This is a genomic window from Pseudomonas sp. GW823-FHT02F05, assembly GCF_058797315.1.
This window is the reverse complement of sequence record NZ_JBXAJM010000011.1, coordinates 167,452-188,336: the sequence shown is the minus strand read 5'-3', so window position 1 is coordinate 188,336 and position 20,885 is coordinate 167,452. Positions and strand designations below refer to the sequence as shown.

At 61.5% G+C, this 20,885-nt stretch carries 21 protein-coding genes and 1 pseudogene; 14 read left to right on the top strand and 8 right to left on the bottom strand.

Features of this window, described 5'->3' with window-relative positions; all coding sequences use genetic code 11:
- Positions 1-34 precede the first annotated feature (34 nt).
- A complete protein-coding gene (locus AC1RAC_RS15230) occupies positions 35-448 on the bottom strand; it encodes a lipoprotein (RefSeq protein ID WP_492616733.1) in 414 nt (137 codons plus the stop codon).
- Between the two features lie 199 nt (positions 449-647).
- Between AC1RAC_RS15230 and AC1RAC_RS15225 the strand changes: the two genes are divergently transcribed.
- Positions 648-1,526 (top strand): DMT family transporter, encoded by an 879-nt coding sequence (locus AC1RAC_RS15225; protein ID WP_003194370.1) that lies wholly within the window; start codon positions 648-650, stop codon positions 1,524-1,526.
- Here AC1RAC_RS15225 and AC1RAC_RS15220 read toward each other — a convergent pair whose 3' ends face one another.
- A complete protein-coding gene (locus tag AC1RAC_RS15220) occupies positions 1,527-2,861 on the bottom strand; it encodes an MFS transporter (protein ID WP_492616732.1) in 1,335 nt (444 codons plus the stop codon).
- Positions 2,862-3,087: 226 nt separating this feature from the next.
- Here AC1RAC_RS15220 and quiC point away from each other — a divergent pair, with 226 nt between their 5' ends.
- Together quiC and AC1RAC_RS15210 are read left to right on the top strand one after the other, a co-directional pair.
- Positions 3,088-4,989: a 3-dehydroshikimate dehydratase QuiC gene (gene quiC / locus AC1RAC_RS15215; RefSeq protein ID WP_034126936.1), complete on the top strand. Its 1,902-nt coding sequence runs from the start codon at positions 3,088-3,090 to the stop codon at positions 4,987-4,989.
- 77 nt (positions 4,990-5,066) lie between these two features.
- Positions 5,067-5,732, top strand: a complete 666-nt coding sequence (locus tag AC1RAC_RS15210) for a TetR/AcrR family transcriptional regulator (RefSeq protein WP_054896166.1) — start codon at positions 5,067-5,069, stop codon at positions 5,730-5,732.
- Between the two features lie 53 nt (positions 5,733-5,785).
- On the opposite strand, the gene AC1RAC_RS15205 is transcribed toward AC1RAC_RS15210, so the two are convergent.
- On the bottom strand, positions 5,786-6,634 hold the full coding sequence (locus AC1RAC_RS15205) for a shikimate dehydrogenase (RefSeq protein WP_054918058.1): 849 nt from the start codon (positions 6,632-6,634) through the stop codon (positions 5,786-5,788).
- Entirely contained in the window at positions 6,634-7,080 is a 447-nt protein-coding gene (gene aroQ, locus AC1RAC_RS15200; RefSeq protein ID WP_019818037.1) for a type II 3-dehydroquinate dehydratase, read from the bottom strand. The genes AC1RAC_RS15205 and aroQ overlap by 1 nt, the downstream gene beginning before the upstream one ends.
- A gap of 87 nt (positions 7,081-7,167) precedes the next feature.
- On the opposite strand from aroQ, the gene AC1RAC_RS15195 reads away from it, so the two are divergent.
- The 3 genes from AC1RAC_RS15195 to AC1RAC_RS15185 all read left to right on the top strand — a co-directional run bounded on the left by AC1RAC_RS15195 (position 7,168) and on the right by AC1RAC_RS15185 (position 8,321).
- Positions 7,168-7,347: a hypothetical protein gene (locus AC1RAC_RS15195; RefSeq protein ID WP_492616731.1), complete on the top strand. Its 180-nt coding sequence runs from the start codon at positions 7,168-7,170 to the stop codon at positions 7,345-7,347.
- A gap of 84 nt (positions 7,348-7,431) precedes the next feature.
- The gene (locus AC1RAC_RS15190) at positions 7,432-7,860 is read left to right on the top strand and encodes a DUF4160 domain-containing protein (protein ID WP_198790893.1); all 429 of its coding nucleotides are present in this window, start codon (positions 7,432-7,434) and stop codon (positions 7,858-7,860) included.
- Entirely contained in the window at positions 7,857-8,321 is a 465-nt protein-coding gene (locus AC1RAC_RS15185) for a DUF2442 domain-containing protein (RefSeq protein ID WP_034126939.1), read from the top strand. The genes AC1RAC_RS15190 and AC1RAC_RS15185 overlap by 4 nt, the downstream gene beginning before the upstream one ends.
- A gap of 114 nt (positions 8,322-8,435) precedes the next feature.
- On the opposite strand, the gene trmA is transcribed toward AC1RAC_RS15185, so the two are convergent.
- Positions 8,436-9,515, bottom strand: coding sequence for a tRNA (uridine(54)-C5)-methyltransferase TrmA (gene trmA / locus AC1RAC_RS15180; protein ID WP_072448292.1), 1,080 nt, complete (start codon positions 9,513-9,515; stop codon positions 8,436-8,438).
- Complete coding sequence (locus AC1RAC_RS15175; protein ID WP_003194342.1) at positions 9,512-10,807, bottom strand: NCS2 family permease; 1,296 nt, start codon at positions 10,805-10,807, stop codon at positions 9,512-9,514. The genes trmA and AC1RAC_RS15175 overlap by 4 nt, the downstream gene beginning before the upstream one ends.
- A 188-nt stretch (positions 10,808-10,995) precedes the next feature.
- On the opposite strand from AC1RAC_RS15175, the gene AC1RAC_RS15170 reads away from it, so the two are divergent.
- The 4 genes from AC1RAC_RS15170 (at position 10,996) to AC1RAC_RS15155 (ending at position 15,229) form a co-directional block, all read left to right on the top strand.
- The gene (locus tag AC1RAC_RS15170) at positions 10,996-11,442 is read left to right on the top strand and encodes a DUF4879 domain-containing protein (RefSeq protein WP_492616730.1); all 447 of its coding nucleotides are present in this window, start codon (positions 10,996-10,998) and stop codon (positions 11,440-11,442) included.
- Between the two features lie 96 nt (positions 11,443-11,538).
- Positions 11,539-12,063, top strand: a complete 525-nt coding sequence (locus AC1RAC_RS15165; protein WP_034126942.1) for a (2Fe-2S)-binding protein — start codon at positions 11,539-11,541, stop codon at positions 12,061-12,063.
- The gene (locus tag AC1RAC_RS15160) at positions 12,060-13,049 is read left to right on the top strand and encodes an FAD binding domain-containing protein (protein WP_020301733.1); all 990 of its coding nucleotides are present in this window, start codon (positions 12,060-12,062) and stop codon (positions 13,047-13,049) included. Before AC1RAC_RS15165 ends, AC1RAC_RS15160 begins: the two co-directional genes overlap by 4 nt.
- Positions 13,046-15,229: a xanthine dehydrogenase family protein molybdopterin-binding subunit gene (locus AC1RAC_RS15155; RefSeq protein WP_492616729.1), complete on the top strand. Its 2,184-nt coding sequence runs from the start codon at positions 13,046-13,048 to the stop codon at positions 15,227-15,229. Before AC1RAC_RS15160 ends, AC1RAC_RS15155 begins: the two co-directional genes overlap by 4 nt.
- Before the next feature lie 136 nt (positions 15,230-15,365).
- On the opposite strand, the gene AC1RAC_RS15150 is transcribed toward AC1RAC_RS15155, so the two are convergent.
- Positions 15,366-16,604 (bottom strand): MFS transporter, encoded by a 1,239-nt coding sequence (locus tag AC1RAC_RS15150; RefSeq protein WP_057975523.1) that lies wholly within the window; start codon positions 16,602-16,604, stop codon positions 15,366-15,368.
- Between the two features lie 316 nt (positions 16,605-16,920).
- Between AC1RAC_RS15150 and AC1RAC_RS15145 the strand changes: the two genes are divergently transcribed.
- The 4 genes and pseudogenes from AC1RAC_RS15145 to AC1RAC_RS15130 all read left to right on the top strand — a co-directional run.
- The gene (locus AC1RAC_RS15145) at positions 16,921-18,360 is read left to right on the top strand and encodes a cytochrome ubiquinol oxidase subunit I (protein WP_014720025.1); all 1,440 of its coding nucleotides are present in this window, start codon (positions 16,921-16,923) and stop codon (positions 18,358-18,360) included.
- A 1-nt stretch (position 18,361) separates the two neighbouring features.
- The gene (gene cydB / locus AC1RAC_RS15140) at positions 18,362-19,369 is read left to right on the top strand and encodes a cytochrome d ubiquinol oxidase subunit II (RefSeq protein ID WP_034126946.1); all 1,008 of its coding nucleotides are present in this window, start codon (positions 18,362-18,364) and stop codon (positions 19,367-19,369) included.
- A gap of 12 nt (positions 19,370-19,381) precedes the next feature.
- The gene (locus AC1RAC_RS15135; protein ID WP_003194328.1) at positions 19,382-19,546 is read left to right on the top strand and encodes a DUF2474 domain-containing protein; all 165 of its coding nucleotides are present in this window, start codon (positions 19,382-19,384) and stop codon (positions 19,544-19,546) included.
- A 16-nt stretch (positions 19,547-19,562) separates the two neighbouring features.
- Positions 19,563-19,652: pseudogene (locus tag AC1RAC_RS15130) on the top strand (outer membrane lipoprotein carrier protein LolA); the annotation flags it as partial.
- A gap of 12 nt (positions 19,653-19,664) precedes the next feature.
- On the opposite strand, the gene AC1RAC_RS15125 reads toward AC1RAC_RS15130, so the two are convergent.
- Positions 19,665-20,789: a methyltransferase gene (locus AC1RAC_RS15125; RefSeq protein WP_057975522.1), complete on the bottom strand. Its 1,125-nt coding sequence runs from the start codon at positions 20,787-20,789 to the stop codon at positions 19,665-19,667.
- Positions 20,790-20,885 lie beyond the last annotated feature (96 nt).

The window sequence follows — 20,885 nt, the reverse complement described above, 5'->3', positions numbered from 1 at the left end:
TCTGTGTGCTAACCGTGATTGATTATGGTCGGTATTAACGGCAATAGCCTTCGCCAGTGGCGACGATCAGGCAGTCTTTTTTATCTGCCAGCCACTTCAAGCCGGTGGCAGCGCCATCGCCAGCGCGCAACAACTGCGGGCCGTCGGGGCGGGTGAAGGCGATGCCGTCTTCAGCGGCCTCACCTTTGAAGGTGCCGGCGTCATCGGCGTCCAGGCCATATTGCATGGTGAGAAGGTAGTGGCCGCGGCCAATGCTGTCGTCCTTGGCGATGGTCAGGTGCAAGCCTTCGACGCCGACCCACTTGCCGACCCATTTATCGGTGGGCGGGGTTTCGGGCACCAGGGTCGCTTGCACGGAGGCGGGCGCGGGCTTGGGGGCTTCTTTCGGGGTTTTATCGCAGGCGGCGAGCAGGGCGAGGGCAGACAGGGCAAGGAGGATTTTTTTCATAGCGGCAAGGCCTTGGTTAAAAAGTGTGCAACGCCGGGGCGAGCGTGCAGCGTTGGACTCGGATCCATCGATTTAGTGCGCTGTTCGCCCGGTGTTTGGTTATGCTCTTGGGGCAGACTCCGGCCCGGCTGCTAGATTACCGGGTTGAGCGCGACTTGGTTCAGCGCTCAGCGTCCCGCTCGCCACACAAGAGAATTCAATGACTGTCAGTACCCCGCTCTCCGGCGTCAACCATCCGTTCAAAGGCATCCTGCTGATTGTGCTGGCGACGTTCCTGTTCTCCAGCCACGACGCCTTGTCCAAATACCTGGCCGGGTTTTACCCGATCGTGATGGTGGTGTGGGCGCGGTATATGGTGCACACCTTGCTGATGGCCGGGATCTTCCTGCCGCAATCGGGCTTGCGCGTGTTGCGCAGCAAGCGGCCGGGCATGCAGGTGGTGCGGGCGTTATGCCTGTTGGGCACCAGCCTGTTCTTCACCACAGCGCTGCATTACATCCCGTTGGCCGAAGCTACAGCGGTTAACTTCCTTGCGCCGATCCTGGTGACGGCGCTGTCGGTGCCGTTGCTCGGTGAGCACGTGACCCGTGGCCAGTGGCTGGCGGTGATCTGCGGGTTTATCGGCGTGGTGATCATTATCCACCCCGGCGGCGAGCTGTTTACCCCGGCGGTACTGCTGCCGCTGTGCTCGGCGCTGTTCTTCTGCTTCTACCAGTTGCTCACGCGCATCCTCAGCCAATACGACAGCCCGACTACCAGCAACTTCTTCGCCGGCCTGTGCAACACCTTGGTGATGAGTGCGATGGTGCCGTTCTTCTGGCAAGTGCCGACGTTGTGGCACGCGGTGATGATGCTGGCGCTGGGCACCTGCGGGATGACCGCGCACCTGATGCTCACCCAGGCGTTCCGCTTCGCGGCGCCGGCCTTGCTGGCGCCGTTTGGCTATTGCCAGATCGTGTTTGCGGGGTTGTTGGGCTGGCTGGTGTTCAGCCATACCCCCGATATGACCACGGTGGTGGGTATCGGGGTGATCTGCATGAGCGGGTTGGCCGCTGCCTGGCAGCAGCGGCGGCGTTAGTTAAACGTCTACCATCGGGATCTTGCGCGGCGCCATGAAGTACATCCACACCAGTGCGATGAAGTACATCGCCGGGATCAGGGTGAACAACACCGTGTAGTTGTTGTTGGTCACCGTGAGGATGTGGCCGACGATCTGGGTCATGAACATGCCGCCGATGGCCGCGCACATGCCGCCGAAACCGAACACCGTGCTCATCATGTGCTTGGGCGTGTAGTCCATTACCAGGCTCCAGATGTTGGCGGTCCAGGCCTGATGCGCGCCGATGGCCAGGGAGATGGCGAACACCGCGACCCACAGCTGGCTGGAGCCGGCCGCCATGATCACGCCGACGATGCAGCAGGCGAACAGCAACATCGACAACAGCCGCGCCTTGATCGAGTTCATCCCACGGCCGATCAGGAATGACGACAGGATCCCACCGCCCACGCTGCCAAAGTCGGCGGTGAGGTAAATGATGATCAGCGGAATGCCCATCTGGGTCACGTTGATGCCCAGGTTGTATTGCTGGTTCAAGAACGGCGGCAGCCAATACAGGTAGAACCAGAACACCGGCGCAGTGAGCGAGTAGGCAAGGGCGAAGGCCCAGGTGCCGCGCATGCGCAGGATGCGGCTGAACGGCACGCGGGGTTGTTCCGGCTCGACTTCCTGTTGCACGTAGTCCAGTTCGGATTGTTTAACGGTGGGGTGGTCTTCCGGGTTGTAGTACTTCAAGCCCCAGAGCACCAGCCAGATACCGCCCAGTGCCGACATGCACAGGAACGCTGCCTGCCAGCCCCATACGTGCAGGATCAACGGCAGCAGCATGGGCGTCATCATCGCGCCGACGTTGGTGCCGGCGTTGAAGATGCCGGTGGCCACTGCCCGTTCACCCGCCGGGAACCACAAGCGTGTGGTCTTGACGCAGGCCGGGTAGTTGGCGGCTTCGGTCAGCCCGAGGACAAACCGGCAGACCATAAAGCCGACCGCCGAGGTGGCCAGGCCATGGGCGCCGGTGGCCAGGCTCCACAGCAGCACGGCGCAGAAGAACACGCGCTTGACGCCAACCCGGTCAATCAGGCGGCCTTGCAGCACAAAGCCGATGGCGTAGCCGACCTGGAACCAGAAGTTGATGTTGGCGTAGTCCATCGCCGTCCAGCTCATTTCCTTGGCGAGGATCGGTTGCATCACGCCCAGGGCGGCGCGGTCGATGTAGTTCAAGGTGGTGGCAAAGAACACCAGGGCCAGCATGCCCCAGCGCGTTTTACCCACGGCCAGGGCACCGCGGATCTTGTCGCCGATGCCGGCGTGCGGGTTGCCCGGGCGCGCGGCCAGGGCTGAATTTTGCAGAGGCATGAGGTTTGTACCCGTTTTTTGAAATTCTTATGGTGTGTTCTGGGTCTTTGTTGCGTGAGCGAATTGCCCGGTCGATGGTGCGCAGTGGTTAAAAAGTCGTCAATTCGCCAAAGAGGCTTAGTGTTCGATAATCGCACCAAAAACTAACCGGTTCGTACATTTTAATTGCTGCCTGTAGGCTGGGGGCGAATAATTTGCCACAAACAACAATTGCCGGGAGTCTTCCATGCAACGTTCTATTGCCACTGTGTCCTTGAGCGGCACCCTGCCGGAAAAACTCGAAGCCATCGCCGCCGCCGGGTTTGATGGGGTGGAGATCTTTGAGAACGACTTGTTGTATTACGACGGCAGCCCTCGGGAAGTCCGGCAGATGTGCGCCGACCTCGGCATCGCCATCACCCTGTTCCAGCCGTTTCGCGACTTCGAAGGCTGCCGCCGTGATCGCCTGGCACGCAATCTGGAGCGTGCCGAACGCAAGTTTGACTTGATGCAGGAGCTGGGCACCGATCTGGTATTGGTGTGCAGCAACGCCTCGGCCGACAGCGTGGGCGACGAACGCATTCTGCTCGATGACCTGAGCCTGCTGGCCGAACATGCGGGCAAGCGCGGCCTGCGCATCGGCTATGAAGCGTTGGCCTGGGGCAAGCATGTGAACACCTGGCAACAGGTGTGGAACCTGGTGCGCCAGGTCGATCACCCAAGCCTGGGCGTGTTGCTCGACAGCTTTCACACCTTGTCGCTCAAGGGCGACCCGAGTGGCATCGCGCAGATCCCCGGCGACAAAATTTTCTTTGTGCAAATGGCCGACGCGCCGATCCTGGCCATGGATGTGCTGGAGTGGAGCCGGCATTTCCGCTGCTTCCCAGGCCAGGGCGAATTTGACCTGGCGGGCTTTCTCGCGCCGATCATCCAGAGTGGCTACACCGGGCCGTTGTCCCTGGAAATTTTCAATGACGGTTTCCGCGCTGCGCCGACCCGCGCGAATGCGGCGGATGGCTTGCGGTCACTGTTGTACCTGGAAGAAAAAACCCGCCAGCGCCTGGCTGAAGAAGCCCCCGCTGCGCCCGTGGATATCCTGTTTGAAACTCCGGCGGCCAGCGAATACGACGGTATCGAGTTTCTTGAATTTGCCGTGGACGAAAGCCTCGGCGCCAAACTGACCCACTGGTTGGAGCGCCTGGGTTTCGCCAGGGCCGGCCAGCATCGCTCCAAGAATGTGAGCCTGTTGCGCCAGGGTGACATCAACCTGATCCTCAACTGCGAACCCTATTCCTTCGCCCACAACTTTTTCGAGGCCCACGGCCCGTCGCTGTGCGCCACGGCAATTCGGGTCAAGGACAGTGCCAAGGCCCTGGAGCGGGCGGTGGCCTACAAGGGCCAGCCTTATCGCGGCCTGGTCGGCCCCAACGAGCTGGAATTGGCCGCCGTGCGTGCACCGGATGGCAGCCTGATTTACCTGGTCGACCCCAGCGAAGGCGGGCTGTACGACACCGATTTCAACCTGCAAACGGCTGCACCCGCCAGTGGCGGCTTGCTGCGCATCGACCATATGGCCATGGCGCTGCCGGCCGACAGCCTCGACAGTTGGGTGTTGTTCTACAAAAGCCTGCTGGATTTCGAAGCCGATGACGAAGTGGTCCTGCCCGACCCCTACGGCCTGGTGAAAAGCCGCGCATTGCGCAGCCGTTGCAGTTCGATTCGCCTGCCGTTGAATATCTCCGAAAACCGCAACACGGCGATTTCCCACGCGCTCTCCAGCTATCGCGGTTCGGGCGTGCACCACATTGCCTTCGATTGCGCGGATATTTTTGCCGAGGTACGCCGGGCCAAAGAGGCCGGTGTGCCGTTGCTGGATATCCCGCTCAACTATTACGACGACCTGGCGGCACGCTTCGATTTCGACGATGAGTTCCTCAGTGAGTTGGCGTATTACAACGTGCTGTACGACCGCGACGCCCAGGGCGGTGAGTTGTTTCATGTGTACACCGAGGCGTTCGAGGGGCGGTTTTTCTTCGAGATCATCCAGCGCAAGAATGGCTATGCCGGCTACGGCGCTGCCAACGTGGCGGTGCGTCTGGCGGCGATGGCCAAGTCGCGCAGTGGGGCGGTACGCCAGGCTCGGCTATAACCGCAAGGCAGGTGCTTCCTTCGGGGAGCGCCGCGGCCCATAATCAGCGCCTGCACAACAATGGCCGTGAGCGCACCATGACCTCGAGTCCCGATCTCCCCGCGGTAGCTGACGCACCGCGCAAGAGTCGCAAGAACAATCCGGAAAAGACCCGGGAGAATATTCTCCAGGAAGCCATTGTCGAGTTTGTTCAACAGGGCCTGGCCGGCGCTCGCGTAGACGCCATCGCTGAGCGGATCCATACCTCCAAGCGCATGATCTATTACTACTTCGGCAGTAAGGAGCAGTTATACGTCGAGGTATTGGAGAAGCTCTACGGCGATATCCGCAACACCGAAACCCGCATGAACCTCACGGCCCTGGAGCCGCGTGAGGCGATTCGCCGGTTGGTGGAATTCACCTTTGATCACCATGACCAGAACGTGGATTTCGTGCGCATCGTCAGCATCGAAAATATCCACAACGCCGAGTACGTCAAGCGCACCGACACCATCAAGGCGATGAACAGCAAAATCCTGGAAGGGTTGGGGGAGACCTTGCGCCGCGGGGCTGAGTTGGGGCTTTTTCGCGAAGGGCTGGAGCCGCTGGATGTGCACTTGCTGATCAACTCGTTCAGTTTCTACCGGGTGTCCAACCGGCACACCTTCAGCGAGATTTTCCAGATCGAACTGTCGGATGAGGCGATCAAGCAGCGCCATCGGGAAATGATTTGCGAGTCGGTGTTGCGCTACCTGCAAGCCTGAGAACTGATCGTTCCCACGCAGAGCGTGGGAACGATCATGATGGGGTTGCATCCCTAGATATTCATGCTCTGGAAGTGCGCCAGCATCCTGTCTGCATCCGCCACTTCGCCGCTGAACAACTCAAACGCCTTCACCGCCTGAAACACCGCCATATTGCCGCCATCCAGGGTACGGCAACCCAAGGCGCGCGCGTCGCGCAGCAGTTGGGTTTCCAGCGGGAAGTACACAATTTCCGCCACCCACAATTCAGCCCGCAACAACGCCGCAGGCACAGGCGTGCCGGGCAGCTTGGCCATGCCCATCGGCGTGGTGTTCACCAGGCCATCGGCCTCGGCCATGGCATTTTCCAAGTGGCTGCCGACCTGAGCGCGACCGATGCCGAACTGCTGGGCAAGGTTATCCACAAGGTCCTGGGCGCGAGTGCGGTCGACATCGAAGATGCTCAAGTACTCCACGCCTTCTGCCAACAGTGCATGGGCCACTGCCGCGCCCGCACCACCGGCGCCCATCTGCACCACGCGTTGGCGCGGTACGTTGTGCAAGTTGCGCCGAAAGCCTTCGGCGAACCCCAGGCAGTCGGTGTTATGGCCAATGCGCTTGCCGTCCTTGAACACCACGGTGTTGACCGCACCAATACCCCTGGCCTCATCGGAGAGCTCATCGAGCAACGGCAGAATCGCCTGCTTGCACGGGTAAGTAATGTTCAAACCGGTGAAGTGCATCAGCTCGGCGGCCCGTAGTAATTCCGGCAGGGCGTTGAGGTCCAGGTGCAGCGGCTCCAGGTCGATCAGGCGATACAGGTAGCGCAAGCCCTGGGCGTCGCCTTCCTGCTCATGCAGTGCCGGTGTGCGTGAGGCCTGGATGCCGGCGCCGATCAGGCCAGCGAGAATGCGTGGTTTCATCAGGTGCGTCCCTTCAGCGTCAGGCTGAAATGTTCCAGTGCCAGGTGGTAGCCATGGCTGCCAAACCCGGCCAGCACGGCCTGGGCGATCGGTGACACAAACGAGTGATGACGAAAGGCTTCACGGGCATGCACGTTGGATAAATGCACTTCGATCACCGGCACTTCACTGGCCACCAGGGCATCGCGGATCGCGACCGAAGTGTGAGTCCAGGCCGCCGGGTTGATCACAATACCCGCGCAGCGGTTGCGGGCGCCGTGGATCCAGTCGAGCAATTCGCCCTCGTGGTTGGTCTGGCGAAACTCGATCTTCAGCCCGAGCTTGTCGGCGCTGCGACCACACAGGGCGGCAATGTCGGCCAAGGTTTCATGGCCATAAGTGGCAGGCTCGCGGGTGCCGAGCAGGTTGAGATTGGGGCCGTTGAGCACCAGCACGATGGGCGGCATAGAGGCTTCTCCACAGTTCTTATTGGTTGTGGAGTCAAAATGTACTGGTTGGTTAATTTGGTCAATTGATGGCTGCGGATCTGTTCGGTGATCGAACGTTTAATCAATGCAATTGCTGGATCACCGGCTGACGTGCATTCGGTTGAAGTATTGCGCGAGGTTGCTGAACGAGGAGGACTTTCGAGCATTGGCCGGGTCGTTCCAGTCGTTGGCATCACTGGTTACAACCCGGCATTCGCCGGGTTTTTTGTGGTTACTAATCTGTGAAACAGCTTCGGGAATAGGAGCCGGTTGTCGGGTGGCAGAGGGAAATTGTTACCTGACGGAAAATAACCTAACGGATGGGTTACGATGAGAGTAGGTGCTTACAAAGGCTATGTCATTTCGGTGTTTATCAGGGATGAGCATTGCCCGCCCCATGTGCATGTCAGGGGCAAGGGATGGGATGCGCGGTTTCGTTTCAGTTTCCTGGATGGGGAAGGTGAGTTGTGGGATGTAGAGCCTGAACGGAGGCGGCCACCCGCAGCACTTCTGAAGGAGATACGCGGGGCGATCATGCAGCGGCACTACTTGGCGCGGGCACGCAGGATTTGGTGGGAAAAACTGCAGACGGTTTGCCTGGAGAATCATTCCTGGAATTGGGACGCTGGTGAGTTGGTTCCAGGATTGGTCATTCGACACGGCGTCTATGTCATCGCCAGCGCCAGGCACGATGTCATAGCGCAACGGACTATTTTGAATCTGGTAAGAGCGCCAGATTGCGTGGGGATTAATTTATGAAAATCATAAAAGCCAAAGTCACACCTTATGTACCTCTCACTGAAGCCGACGTTGACAAGGCAATCGCCCGAGGACGCAGGTTGAAACGCCTGTACGCCAACGCCAGTAACGTACGTTATGAAAACGATTGCCTCTCCATTGGCTTCAGCGATGGCAGCCGCGTTGTGTTGCCGGTGGCTGGCCTGCCGGAGTTCGAAGGGTTTTCAGAGAAGGATTTCCAGCAGTTGGAAGTGACTTTCGGAGGCAAGGCGATTAGCTGTGAAGCGCAGGACCTGGATGTTTCGATCACTGGGTTGATCGCTACAAGCCAGCCGCTGATGGACCTGGCAACCAGCCTGGTGGCATCGCGCAATGGTCGCAAAAGCAGCGCGGCCAAGACCGCAGCGGCCCGGGCCAATGGCAAGAAGGGGGGCCGGCCACGCAAGGAAGTACCGCAGCCCCCAGAGACAACAGACACTTGAATAAACAGTAGGAGCGAGCTTGCTCGCGAAAAACTCACAGGCACCGCGTTTATCCAGGAAGCACGCGTTATCGTTGACGTTTTTCGCGAGCAAGCTCGCTCCTACCTCGCAGGTTTATCGGCGGGTCAGCAACACACCCGACTCCATATGGTGCGTCCACGGGAACTGGTCAAACATTGCACACTGGGAGATCCGGTGCGTGTCGTGCAGTTGCGCGATGTTCGCCGCCAGCGTCTCCGGGTTGCAGGAGATGTACAGGATGTTGTCGAAGCGCCGGGTCAGCTCGCAGGTGTCCGGGTCCATGCCAGCGCGGGGCGGGTCGACGAAGACGCTACCGAACTCGTAACTTTTCAGGTCGATGCCGTGCAGGCGGCGGAACGGGCGCACTTCGTTCAGGGCTTGGGTGAGTTCTTCGGCGGAGAGGCGCACCAGGGTGACGTTCTCCACGCCATTTTCATCCAGGTTGCTCAGGGCCGCATTCACTGAGGTCTTGCTGATCTCGGTGGCCAGCACCTTGCGCACGCGGGTCGCCAGCGGCAGGGTGAAGTTGCCGTTGCCGCAGTACAGCTCCAACAAATCGTCCGGGCGATCGCCCAGCGCTTCGTAGGCCCAGTTGAGCATCTTCTGGTTCACCGTGCCGTTGGGCTGGGTGAACGCGCCTTCGGGTTGGCGATAGCTGAAGGTGCGCCCACCGATGTCGAGTTTCTCCACCACGTAGTCGTGACCGATCACATCGCGCTTGCCCTTGGAACGGCCGATGATGCTCACATTCAGCTCAGCGGCCAATTTGTTCGCGGCGGTGTGCCAATGTTCGTCCAGCGGGCGGTGATAGCACAGGGTGATCATCGCGTCGCCGGCCAGGGTGGTGAGGAACTCCACCTGGAACAGCTTGTGGCTCAGGGCGGCGCTGGCTTGCCAGGCGGCCTTGAGTTGCGGCATCAACTGGTTGATGCGCTGGCTGGCGATGGGGAATTCTTCGATGAGGATCGGCGTGCGCTTGTCCTCCTGGGAGAACATCGCGTAGTGGCGCTCGCCGCCTTCGCGCCACAGGCGGAACTCCGCGCGCAGGCGGAAGTGCTGCAGCGGCGAGTCGAAGACCTGCGGCTCGGGCGCGTCGAACGGTGCCAGCAGGTCACGCAGGCGCGTGACCTTGTCTTGCAGTTGAGCGGTGTAGCTTGCGGCGTCAAAAGTCATGCGTTGAACCAGCCCAGCTTGATCACGAACAGGATCGACAGGATCACCAGTGCCGGGTTCAGCTCACGGTAGCGGCCCGAAAGCAGCTTGATGGCGGTCCAGGCGATGAAACCGAAGGCGATGCCGTTGGCGATGGAGTAAGTGAAGGGCATCGCCAGGGCGGTGATCACCACCGGCGCTGCCACCGTAATGTCGTCCCAGTCGATTTCGGCCAGGCCTTGGCTCATCAGCACCGCCACAAACAGCAAGGCTGGCGCGGTGGCATAGGCCGGCACGCTGGCGGCCAATGGCGAGAAGAACAGCGCCAGCAAAAACAGAATCGCGACCACGATGGCGGTCAAGCCGGTCCGGCCACCGGCGCTCACGCCTGCAGCCGATTCGATGTAGCTGGTGGTGGTCGAGGTGCCCAGCAGGGAGCCGGCCATGGCGGCGGTGCTGTCGGCAATCAGCGCGCGGCCCATTTTCGGCATATGGCCGTCCTTGCCCATCAGGCCGGCGCGCTTGGCGACGCCGATCAGGGTGCCGGAGTTGTCGAACAGGTCAACGAACAGGAAGGCGAAGATCACGCTGACCAGGCCGATGTCCAGCGCGCCCTTGATATCCAGCTGCAGGAAGGTCGGCGCCAGGGACGGCGGTACCGAGGTCACACCGATGAACGGCGTGAAGCCCAGGACGATGGAGGCGACGGTCACCGCCAGGATGCCGATCAGCACTGCGCCGCGTACGGCCAGGGCTTCCAGCGCGACGATCAGCACGAAACCCAGGGTGGCCAGGATCGGCGCCGGTTGTTTCAGGTCGCCCAGGCCCACCATGGTGGCCGGGTTGCTCACCACGATACCGGCGTTATGCAGGGCGATCAGCGCCAGGAACAGGCCGATGCCGGCGGCAATCGCCGAGCGCAGAGGCAGGGGGATGGCGTTGATGATCCACTCACGAATGCGGAAGATCGACAGCAGGAAAAACAGCACCGCCGAAATGAATACCGCGCCCAGCGCCACCTGCCAGGTGTGGCCCATGTGCAGGACCACGGTGTAGGTGAAGAAGGCGTTGAGGCCCATGCCCGGTGCCAGGGCAATCGGGTAGTTGGCGATCAGGCCCATCACGGTCGAACCGATGGCGGCCGCCAGGCAGGTGGCGACAAACACCGCGCCCTTGTCCATGCCGGTCTCGCCGAGGATGCTCGGGTTCACGAACAGGATGTAGGCCATGGCCAGGAAGGTGGTGATCCCCGCGAGAATCTCGGTGCGCACATTGGTGTTGTGGGCTTTGAGTTGAAACAGCTTTTCCAGCATGCCGGCTCCCTGTGACGCTATTGTGCGTCGTGATTTGTTGACCTCTAAGTCAAAGCACAAACTGCGCCAAACGCTTGTGGTTTCAGAGAGGATCGGAAAAAGCGGCGCATCATACCAGCAGCCGAGGCTGTGTGGCGCATGGGCTTGAGGCATACTGCGCCGACGTTCAACAGCCGGTCACCGACAGCATGAAAAAAGCCAACCCGTGGAGTCTAGCTCTGATCGCCAGTATCAGCCTGTGGCTGGGCGCGGCACCGGTATGGGGCGCGGCTGCACCGGCCTTGAGCGAGGTGCGGGTGTTCAAGGTGGAATCGGCCAACTGCAGCGAAGCGATCCCGGAGCGGGTCAACACTACCCAGATGTGCGAGCACCGCGGGCCCACCCAGGTCTCGGTGATGGAAGTCGGCCTGGGCAACAGCCCCATGGGCCGCTTCAACGGCGCGGAGTTGAATGGGCAACGCACAGCGGTGTGCCAGGTCGGCAACATCAGTGAGGCGTGCAACGGCGTGGGCACCTTGATGGGCTACATCTATGTGTTCGACCTGAACGTCCAGGCCCAGGGCTGGTTCGAATTCACCAATACCTCGATCAACCCGCCGCAAAACACCCTGAAAGCCCAGCTCAATATCCGCTGATCAATCATCTTGAACGCTCAAAACCCCGGGAAGTCGTACCCCTAAGACGGCGATTTTCCTGAACGCCGCGGACGTACACCAACCCGTGAGGTGTTTATGAGCGCGACCCCCAATGGCGCGGCGGCCCAGCCGTTCGTCGCCCACCCGATACGCCTGACACTCAACGGCCAGGATCGCCAACTGAACGTGTTGCCCTGGACCACCTTGCTGGACTTGCTGCGTGAACAGTTGGACCTGGTGGGCAGCAAAAAAGGCTGCGACCACGGCCAGTGCGGCGCCTGCACTGTATTGCGTGACGGCAAACGCGTGAATGCCTGCCTGACCCTGGCCGTGATGTGCGACGGCGCCGAATTGACCACCATCGAAGGCCTGGCCGACGGCGACCAACTGCATCCCATGCAACAGGCCTTTATCCAGCACGACGCTTTCCAGTGCGGCTATTGCACCCCCGGGCAGATCTGTTCTGCCGTGGGCCTGGCCAATGAAGGCCGCGCCCACGACCGTGCGCAGATACAGGAATTGATGAGCGGCAACCTGTGCCGCTGCGGCGCCTACAACAACATCCGCGATGCCATCGAAGACGCGCTGCCGGCCTGCCGTCGCCAGGGAGGTGAGTCATGAATCCCTTCCACTACAGCAGGCCGACCGATGTGCAGCAGGCCGTTCAGATGAGCAGCGCCGCCTCGCGCTTTATCGCCGGTGGCACCAACCTGCTGGACCTAATGAAGGAAAACATCAGCCATCCCGAGCACCTGATCGACATCACCGGCTTGCCGCTGCATGACATTCAAGAGACCGCCGAGGGTGGCCTACGTATCGGTGCGCTGGTGAGTAACGCAGACCTGGCCTGGCACCCACTCATTGAGCAGCGTTACCCGTTGCTGTCCCAGGCCATCCTCGCCGGGGCGTCCCCGCAGTTACGCAACATGGCCAGTACCGGCGGCAACCTGTTGCAGCGCACCCGTTGCTATTACTTCTACGACGCCGCGGTACCGTGCAACAAGCGCCAGCCCGGCAGCGGCTGCCCGGCGCGCAACGGTTTGAACCGTATCCATGCGATCCTCGGCGCCAGTGAACAGTGCGTGGCCACCCATCCATCGGACATGTGCGTGGCCCTGGCGGCGCTTGCGGCGCGGGTGCATGTAGAGGGACGTGGCGGTGCGCGGGTGATCGAGTTCGCCGACTTCCATCGATTGCCAGGCGATGCGCCGCAACGTGACAACCAATTGGCCGACGATGAGCTGATCACGGCCATTGAGCTGCCCGCCGATCACCTGGCCCGCCACAGCCATTACCTGAAAATCCGTGACCGTGCCTCCTATGCCTTTGCCTTGGTTTCGGTGGCCGCCGCCTTGGAACTGGACGGCGATGAAATCATCGACGCCCGCCTGGCCTTGGGCGGTGTGGCGCATAAACCATGGCGTGACCGCGCAGTGGAAGCCTTGCTGATTGGCCGCACGGTCAGCCGCGAAACCTTCAGCGCCGCCGCCGACGCCCTGCTGCAAGACGCCGAACCGTTGGAACACAACGGCTTCAAGGTCAAGCTGGCGCGGCGAGCAATCATTCGTGCCCTGAGCGACGCCGCCGTCGCAGGAGAACAGCCATGAGCGCCATCGGCAAACCCCTGGACCGCGTCGACGGTCTGCTCAAGGTCACCGGCCAAGCGCGCTATGCCGGTGAGTTTCCCGAGGACGGCCTGCTGCATGGCAGCGTGGTGTCGAGCACTATCGCCAAAGGCCGGGTGCTGAGCATCGATGCGTCCAAGGCGTTGGCCTTGCCCGGTGTAGTGGACGTGATCCATCACCTCAACCGGCCGAAAATCGCCAGCTATGACGAGGCGTTCGCCGATGCCGATGCGGCCGATGGCTCGCCTTTTCGTCCGCTGTATAACGACCGCGTGCTCTACAGCGGCCAGCCCCTGGCCCTGGTGATTGCCGATAACCTCGAACTGGCGCGGCACGCCGGCTCGCTGGTGCAGATCGACTACGCGCCCGAAACCTTCGAAACCGACCTGCTCACCCAGCAAGCGGCGGCGCACCCGTCGCCCCAGACCCCGCCCGAACCGCGAGGCAACTTCGAAGCTGAATGGGCCGGTGCCGCAATCAGTCTGGACCTGCACTACAGCACGCCCATCGAGCATCACAACCCGATGGAACCCCACGCCAGCACCGTGCTGTATCAGTCCGATGGCACTCTGCATATCCACGACAAGACCCAGGGCCCGCAGAACTGCCAGGCCTATGTGCAAAAAGTCTTCGGCTTGGACAAGCGCCAGGTGCGCATCTTCGCCGCTTTCGTCGGTGGCGCCTTCGGTTCGGGCCTGCGCCCGCAATACCAATTGCCGCTCGCGGTGATGGCGGCCATGGCGCTCAAACGCTCGGTGCGCGTCACCCTGACGCGCCAACAGATGTTCACCTTCGGCTATCGTCCGCGCACCTTGCAGCGTTTGCAGATGGGCGCCGCCGCCAATGGTCGCTTGCTGGCGTTGGGGCATACCGCGATTGGCCAGACGTCGCGCTTTGAGGATTTCAGCGAGCACGTGGTGGAGTGGAGCGGCATGCTCTATCACTGCGACAACGTGCAACTGACGTACAAGTTGGCGCCGTTGGATGTGTTTACCCCGCTGGACATGCGTGCCCCCGGCGCCGCACTAGGCGTGCTCGGCCTGGAGTGCGCCATGGACGAACTGGCGTGTGCCCTGGCCATCGACCCGGTGCAATTGCGCCTGATCAACTACGCCGAACGTAACCAGAACGAAGACAAACCCTGGTCGAGCAAGGCCCTGCGCGAGTGCTACAGCGAAGGCGCCGAACGCTTCGGCTGGCACCAACGCAACCCGGAACCGCGTAGCATGCGTGACGGCCGCCAACTGATCGGCTGGGGCATGGCCGGCGGCGTGTGGGAGGCCATGCAGATGAAAGCCAGCGCCAAGGCGCGCCTCGACGCGCAGGGCAAGCTCACCGTCAGCAGCGCCACCACCGACATTGGCACTGGCACCTACACGGTGATGACCCAGATCGCCTCCCAGGCCAGCGGCGTGGCCATGGCCGACGTGCGTTTTGTGCTGGGCGATTCGTCGTTGCCCACGGCGCCGTTGCAGGGCGGCTCGTTTACCGTGTCCTCGGTGGGTACGGCGGTGCAGCAAGCCTGTGAAGCGCTGAATGCCAAGTTGCTCCAGGTCGCCCGGCAGACCTACCCGGTGTTCAAGGACGCCGAAGCCGTGCGGTTTGAAGAGGGCCAACTGCATGCCGGTGATGTGAGTGTTTCGTTGGCGCAACTGGTCAAGGACAGCGGTGAGGAGGTGCTGCAAGCACAGGTTGACAGCGAGCCGGACAAGAAGCGCCAGGGCTATGCCTGCGCGACCCATTCGGCGGTGTTTGTCGAGGTGCGGGTTGATGAAGACCTGGGCACCATCAGGGTCAGCCGTGTGGTCAGCGCCATTGCCGCGGGGCGCGTGGTCAACCCCAAGATGGCCCGCAGCCAGATCCTTGGCGGCGTGGTGTGGGGCATTGGCATGGCCCTGCATGAAGAGACCCAGGTCGACCATGAGCTGGGGCGTTACATGAACCACAGCCTGGCCGAGTACCACATCCCGGTGAACGCCGATATTGGCGAGATTGACGTGCTGTTTGTCGAAGAGCACGACGAGATCGTCAATGCGCTCGGGTCCAAGGGCGTGGGGGAAGTCGGCATTGTCGGGGTAGCGGCGGCGGTGGCGAATGCGGTTTACCATGCCACCGGCAAGCGGGTTCGGGAGTTTCCGATTACCTTGGATAAGGTGCTATAGCCCAAACCGTCAGACCAATGAAGTTCCAGTGTGGGAGCTGGCTTGCCTGCGATAGCGGTGTATCAGCCACCAGAAAGTTGCCTGATACACCGCTATCGCGGGCAAGCCCGGCTCCCACAGGGTATGGCGGTGAAGCCTATGGCTTGGTTTCTTCCACCGGCACATGCATGCGATCCCGGTTGGCCAGGGTCGGGAACAGCTTGATCCACACCCCGGTCACCACCAGGGTGCCAACCCCGCCCATCACCACCGCAGGCACGGTGCCAAACCAGTGGGCGGTAATCCCGGATTCGAATTCGCCCAATTGATTGGACGCACCGATAAACAGGCCATTGACCGCACTCACTCGCCCGCGCATTTCATCTGGCGTTTCCAACTGCACGAACGATGCACGGATCACCATGCTGATCATGTCTGCCGCGCCCAGTACCACCAGCACCGCCAGTGAAAACCAGAACGAAGTCGACAGGCCGAAGGCGATGGTTGCCACCCCGAACACGCCGACGGCGGTGAACATCACGCGGCCCACCTTGCGGTCTACTGAGAACCGCGCCAGCCACAGTGACATCAGCAATGCGCCCACGGCCGGGGCCGACCGCAGCAGGCCCAGGCCCCAGGCACCGGTCAGCAGGATGTCCTTGGCGAACACCGGTAACAGCGCGGTGGCGCCGCCCAGCAGCACGGCAAACAGGTCCAGGGAGATGGCGCCAAGAATGTCCGGGCGGCTGCGGATAAAGCGTATGCCGGCCAGCAGCGAGTCCAGGGTGGCCTTGGCTTTGTTCAGCGGAGTCTGGCGTGCGGGCAGGTTAAGTGTCAGCACGCAGGCGATCAGGTACAGCGCCACGGTGGGGCCGTACACCCACACGCTGCCAAACGCGTAAAGCAAACCGCCCACGGCCGGTGCGACGATGGTCGCCAGTTGCTGGGCCGATTGCGATGCCGCCACGGCCCGGGGGAACAGCGCGCTGGGCACGATGCTCGGCAACAGTGCCTGGGTGGTGGGCATTTCAAATGAGCGCGCAGCGCCGAGCAGGAAGGCGAGGATGAAGATCATCTCGCGAGTCACGTTGCCGGTCAGGCCGCCGATGGCCAGGGACAAGGCGATCAGCGCCTGCAAGGTCTGGCAGATGGCAGCGACCCGGCGGCGTTCATAGCGATCCGCCACGTGCCCGGTGTGCAGCATGAACAGCACGCGCGGCACGAATTCCACCAGGCCGACCAGGCCCAGGTCCAAGACGTTGCCGGTCAGCTGGTACAGGTTCCAGCCGATCGCCACGGTGAGCATCTGGAAGCCGCTGGCGGTAAAGATCCGCGCCAGCCAGAACGCGATGAAAGGGCGGTGGTGACGTAACAGCAACGCAGGTTCACTGGGCATCGGCAATCAGGTCGGCAACGGGAGAATGGCGAGATTAGCATCAAGCTGTAACAAATAGTTGCAAGAACTGAGCTGAGGCAAGCTGTCACGCGGCAAAAGACCACACAGTCCTACAGCAAAAATGGGACTACTCTTTCAACGATGCTTGATCCAGATCAAAACCTGCCCCGGGATTGTTCTGGCGGCCGCAAGGCCAGATTCCCCACGCGATGGGTAATAAAAGAAACGAATTGAAATTCGCCACACTCCATATCCGTGGGGGCAGTGGGTGCAGGCTCCCAGCCAGCAGCCGGTATTACCTGACAGAGGAAGACTTATGTTCGGTTTGGAGGCGCTAGATCTCGCCCGAATTCAATTCGCGTTCACCATCTCATTCCACATCCTGTTCCCGGCGATCACCATCGGCCTGGCCAGTTACCTTGCGGTGCTGGAGGGCTTGTGGCTCAAGACCCACAACGACACCTACCGTGACCTCTACCACTTCTGGTCGAAGATCTTTGCCGTCAACTTCGGCATGGGTGTGGTATCGGGCCTGGTCATGGCGTACCAGTTCGGTACCAACTGGAGCCGCTTCTCGGACTTCGCCGGTGCCGTCACCGGGCCGTTGCTGACGTACGAAGTGCTCACGGCCTTCTTCCTCGAGGCCGGTTTCCTGGGCGTGATGTTGTTCGGCTGGAACAAGGTGGGGCGCAAGCTGCACTTCTTCGCCACGGTGATGGTGGCCGTGGGTACGTTGATCTCCACGTTCTGGATTCTTGCCTCTAACAGCTGGATGCAGACGCCCCAGGGCTTTGAAATCATCGATGGCCGCGTAATACCGACCGACTGGCTGGCGGTGATCTTCAACCCGTCGTTCCCCTACCGCCTGATGCACATGGCCACGGCTGCTTTCGTTGCCACGGCGTTCTTCGTCGGCTCGTCGGCGGCCTGGCATTTGCTGCGCGGCAAGGACAACCCGGCGATCCGCAAAATGCTCTCGATGGCGATGTGGATGGCCTTGATTGTTGCGCCCATCCAGGCGGTGATCGGCGACTTCCACGGCCTCAATACCCTCAAGCATCAGCCGGCCAAGATCGCCGCGATTGAAGGCCACTGGGAAAATATCGGCAACGAGCCAACGCCGTTGATCCTGTTTGGCTGGCCGGACATGAAAGCCGAGAAAACCAAATACGCAGTCGAGATTCCGTATCTGGGCAGCCTGATCCTGACCCACTCCCTGGACAAGCAGGTGCCGGCGCTCAAGGAGTTCCCACCTGAAGACCGCCCCAACTCCACCGTTGTGTTCTGGTCGTTCCGGGTCATGGTCGGCCTGGGGTTCCTGATGATCTTCACCGGTCTGTTCAGCCTGTGGCTGCGCCGGGGCGACAAAATGTACACGTCCAAACCGTTCCTGTACCTGGCGCTGTGGATGGGCCCGTCTGGGCTGATTGCGATTCTTGCCGGTTGGTTCACCACCGAAATCGGTCGCCAGCCCTGGGTGGTCTACGGGTTGATGCGCACGGCAGATGCCTCCTCCGGGCATAGCCTGACGCAGATGACCATTACCCTGGTGTTGTTCGTGGTGGTGTACTTCGCGCTGTTCGGCGCGGGCCTGGGCTACATGATGCGCCTGGTGCGCAAAGGCCCCGTGACCCACGACAGTACCGAGCCCGCCCACGGTGGCCCCGGCCAGAAACGCACCCCCGCGCGTCCGTTGTCTGCTGCCGACGATGGCAGTGATAACGACCACGACCACATCCAGCACAAGGGGAATTGAGATGGGTATTGATCTTCCGCTGATCTGGGCCGTGATCATCATCTTCGGCATCATGATGTACGTGGTCATGGACGGCTTCGACCTGGGGATCGGCATTCTTTTCCCGTTTGTTCCGGGCAAAGTCGACCGTGACGTGATGATGAACACCGTGGCGCCCGTATGGGACGGCAACGAAACCTGGCTGGTACTCGGGGGCGCGGCGTTGTTCGGCGCGTTCCCGCTGGCCTATTCGGTGGTGTTGTCGGCGCTGTACCTGCCGCTGATCCTGATGCTGATCGGCCTGATCTTCCGCGGCGTGGCCTTTGAGTTCCGCTTCAAGGCCAAGGACCACAAGCGTCACCTGTGGGACAAGGCGTTTATTGGCGGCTCGCTGGCGGCGACTTTCTTCCAGGGGGTGGCGTTGGGCGCCTTTATCGACGGTATTCCGGTGGTGGATCGCCAGTTCGCCGGCGGTTCACTGGATTGGCTCACACCCTTCACGATGTTCTGCGGAGTGGCGCTGATCGTGGCGTATGCCTTGCTCGGCTGCACCTGGCTGATCATGAAGACCGAAGGCAAGTTGCAGGAGCAGATGCACAACCTGGCGCGGCCTTTGGCGTTTGTAGTGTTGGCGGTTATCGGCATCGTCAGCATCTGGACGCCGCTGACCCACCCGGAAATCGCGTCGCGCTGGTTCACCTTGCCGAACCTGTTCTGGTTCCTGCCGGTGCCGATCCTGGTGCTGGTCACCATGTACGGGCTGATCCGCGCCGTGGCACGTAATGCGCACTACACGCCGTTCCTGTTGACGCTGGTGCTGATTTTCCTCGGCTACAGTGGCTTGGGGATCAGCCTGTGGCCGAACATCATCCCGCCGTCCGTGTCGATCTGGGATGCCGCCGCGCCGCCGCAAAGCCAGGGCTTCATGCTGGTGGGTACGCTGTTCATCATCCCGTTTATCCTGGGCTACACCTTCTGGAGCTACTACGTGTTCCGCGGCAAGGTCACCCACGAAGACGGCTATCACTAGGAGGGTTGAACCATGTCAAAACCTTCGTTGCATGAGATTGAACAGGCCGAGAAGCAGCCGTTGTGGCGGCGCCTGGGGTGGCTGGCGATGATCTGGACCGGCAGCGTGCTGGCCCTGTTCGTGGTGGCCAGCCTGATGCGCATGTTCATGAATGCGGCAGGCCTGAGCACGCATTGACACTGTAGGAGCGAGCTTGCTCGCGAAAAACGTCAACGATAACGCGGGGTGCCTGACGCCCCGCGGTGTTCTCAGGTTTTTCGCGAGCAAGCTCGCTCCTACAATAAGCAGGGCTTTTTTATTTACGCGCCTTGAGGATGACGAACTTGGGCGTGGCCGCTACTTGCTCGACACCACGGAACAACCGCGCCAGCTTGCTGTGGTAGCCCAGGTGACGATTCCCGACGATGTACAAGGCGCCACCGACCACCAGCGCTTCGCGTGCCTGCTGGAACATGCGCCAGGCGAGGAAGTCGCCCACCACTTGTTGTTGGTGGAACGGTGGGTTGCACAGCACCACTTCCAGCGATTGCGCCTCCTGGCCGGCCAGGCCATCGTCGGCACGTACGCTGACGTCCCGCTCTCCCAAGGCGGCTTGCCAGTTTTCGGCGGCCGATTGCACTGCCATATACGACTCATCCACCAAGGTGTAGTGCGCGTCGGGGTTCTGCAGGGCGCTGGCAATCGCCAGTACGCCGTTGCCGCAGCCCAGGTCCGCCACGCGTGCACTGCCCAGGTTTTTTGGCAGGTGCGGCAGGAAGGCACGGGTGCCGATGTCCAGGCCTTCGCGGCAAAAGACGTTGGCGTGGTTACACAACTCGATGACCGGCGCATCCAGGGTATAGCGGGTCGGGTAGGGCGAGACCGCGGCAGGGCGCGGCTCGACGCTGGCAATCAGCAACCGCGCCTTTTTGACCGCCAATGAGGCGTGCATGGGCCCGATGTAACGCTCCAGCAATTCGCCCGCAGCCCGTGGCAAATGCTTGATCATTGCACCTGCGATCACCTCGGCGCCGGGCGCCAGTTGCCCTTGCAGGCGGATCAGTTGTTCTTCCAGCAACGCCAGGGTTTTCGGCACGCGGATCAACACGCGATCGAACGGCCCGGTCGCGAGCTGGCTGGCCGGTATGAAGGGCACGGCATCAAAGGGCTTGCCGTTGCGCACCAGGTTTTTCTCCAGGCCCTGAGCGGCGAGGAACGAGTCACCGCTGGAGGTCACTTGCACCTGGCCTTGAAGGCTGGCTGCCAGGGCGCCGAAGCTGTCATTGAGCACCAGCACGCGGGTGGCGGCAGTGGGCTGTTGCGCGGCGAGGTGGCTGAGCAGGTATTCGTCGGCGGCATCGAAGGCTTGCAGCGGATCATTGTGTTGCTCTGGCTGACGAATCAGGTCGAGCTGGGCGAAAGGGCTGTCAAGCAGGGGCATGGCGGGGCGAGGCTCTGGGTAATCGACGGACCGTCTGAGTGAACGGCGGGGCAACCGTGGAAAGCGCACCCTCAACACTCAGAATTGGCCGTAAAT

What these genes read in the sequence shown, in the direction of transcription:
- AC1RAC_RS15230 (WP_492616733.1), bottom strand. Translation starts at nt 448, where the DNA reads ATGAAAAAAATCCTCCTTGCCCTGTCTGCCCTCGCCCTGCTCGCCGCC.
- AC1RAC_RS15225 (WP_003194370.1), top strand. Translation starts at nt 648, where the DNA reads ATGACTGTCAGTACCCCGCTCTCCGGCGTCAACCATCCGTTCAAAGGC.
- AC1RAC_RS15220 (WP_492616732.1), bottom strand. Translation starts at nt 2,861, where the DNA reads ATGCCTCTGCAAAATTCAGCCCTGGCCGCGCGCCCGGGCAACCCGCAC.
- quiC (WP_034126936.1), top strand. Translation starts at nt 3,088, where the DNA reads ATGCAACGTTCTATTGCCACTGTGTCCTTGAGCGGCACCCTGCCGGAA.
- AC1RAC_RS15210 (WP_054896166.1), top strand. Translation starts at nt 5,067, where the DNA reads ATGACCTCGAGTCCCGATCTCCCCGCGGTAGCTGACGCACCGCGCAAG.
- AC1RAC_RS15205 (WP_054918058.1), bottom strand. Translation starts at nt 6,634, where the DNA reads ATGAAACCACGCATTCTCGCTGGCCTGATCGGCGCCGGCATCCAGGCC.
- aroQ (WP_019818037.1), bottom strand. Translation starts at nt 7,080, where the DNA reads ATGCCGCCCATCGTGCTGGTGCTCAACGGCCCCAATCTCAACCTGCTC.
- AC1RAC_RS15190 (WP_198790893.1), top strand. Translation starts at nt 7,432, where the DNA reads ATGAGAGTAGGTGCTTACAAAGGCTATGTCATTTCGGTGTTTATCAGG.
- AC1RAC_RS15185 (WP_034126939.1), top strand. Translation starts at nt 7,857, where the DNA reads ATGAAAATCATAAAAGCCAAAGTCACACCTTATGTACCTCTCACTGAA.
- trmA (WP_072448292.1), bottom strand. Translation starts at nt 9,515, where the DNA reads ATGACTTTTGACGCCGCAAGCTACACCGCTCAACTGCAAGACAAGGTC.
- AC1RAC_RS15175 (WP_003194342.1), bottom strand. Translation starts at nt 10,807, where the DNA reads ATGCTGGAAAAGCTGTTTCAACTCAAAGCCCACAACACCAATGTGCGC.
- AC1RAC_RS15170 (WP_492616730.1), top strand. Translation starts at nt 10,996, where the DNA reads ATGAAAAAAGCCAACCCGTGGAGTCTAGCTCTGATCGCCAGTATCAGC.
- AC1RAC_RS15165 (WP_034126942.1), top strand. Translation starts at nt 11,539, where the DNA reads ATGAGCGCGACCCCCAATGGCGCGGCGGCCCAGCCGTTCGTCGCCCAC.
- AC1RAC_RS15160 (WP_020301733.1), top strand. Translation starts at nt 12,060, where the DNA reads ATGAATCCCTTCCACTACAGCAGGCCGACCGATGTGCAGCAGGCCGTT.
- AC1RAC_RS15155 (WP_492616729.1), top strand. Translation starts at nt 13,046, where the DNA reads ATGAGCGCCATCGGCAAACCCCTGGACCGCGTCGACGGTCTGCTCAAG.
- AC1RAC_RS15150 (WP_057975523.1), bottom strand. Translation starts at nt 16,604, where the DNA reads ATGCCCAGTGAACCTGCGTTGCTGTTACGTCACCACCGCCCTTTCATC.
- AC1RAC_RS15145 (WP_014720025.1), top strand. Translation starts at nt 16,921, where the DNA reads ATGTTCGGTTTGGAGGCGCTAGATCTCGCCCGAATTCAATTCGCGTTC.
- cydB (WP_034126946.1), top strand. Translation starts at nt 18,362, where the DNA reads ATGGGTATTGATCTTCCGCTGATCTGGGCCGTGATCATCATCTTCGGC.
- AC1RAC_RS15135 (WP_003194328.1), top strand. Translation starts at nt 19,382, where the DNA reads ATGTCAAAACCTTCGTTGCATGAGATTGAACAGGCCGAGAAGCAGCCG.
- AC1RAC_RS15125 (WP_057975522.1), bottom strand. Translation starts at nt 20,789, where the DNA reads ATGCCCCTGCTTGACAGCCCTTTCGCCCAGCTCGACCTGATTCGTCAG.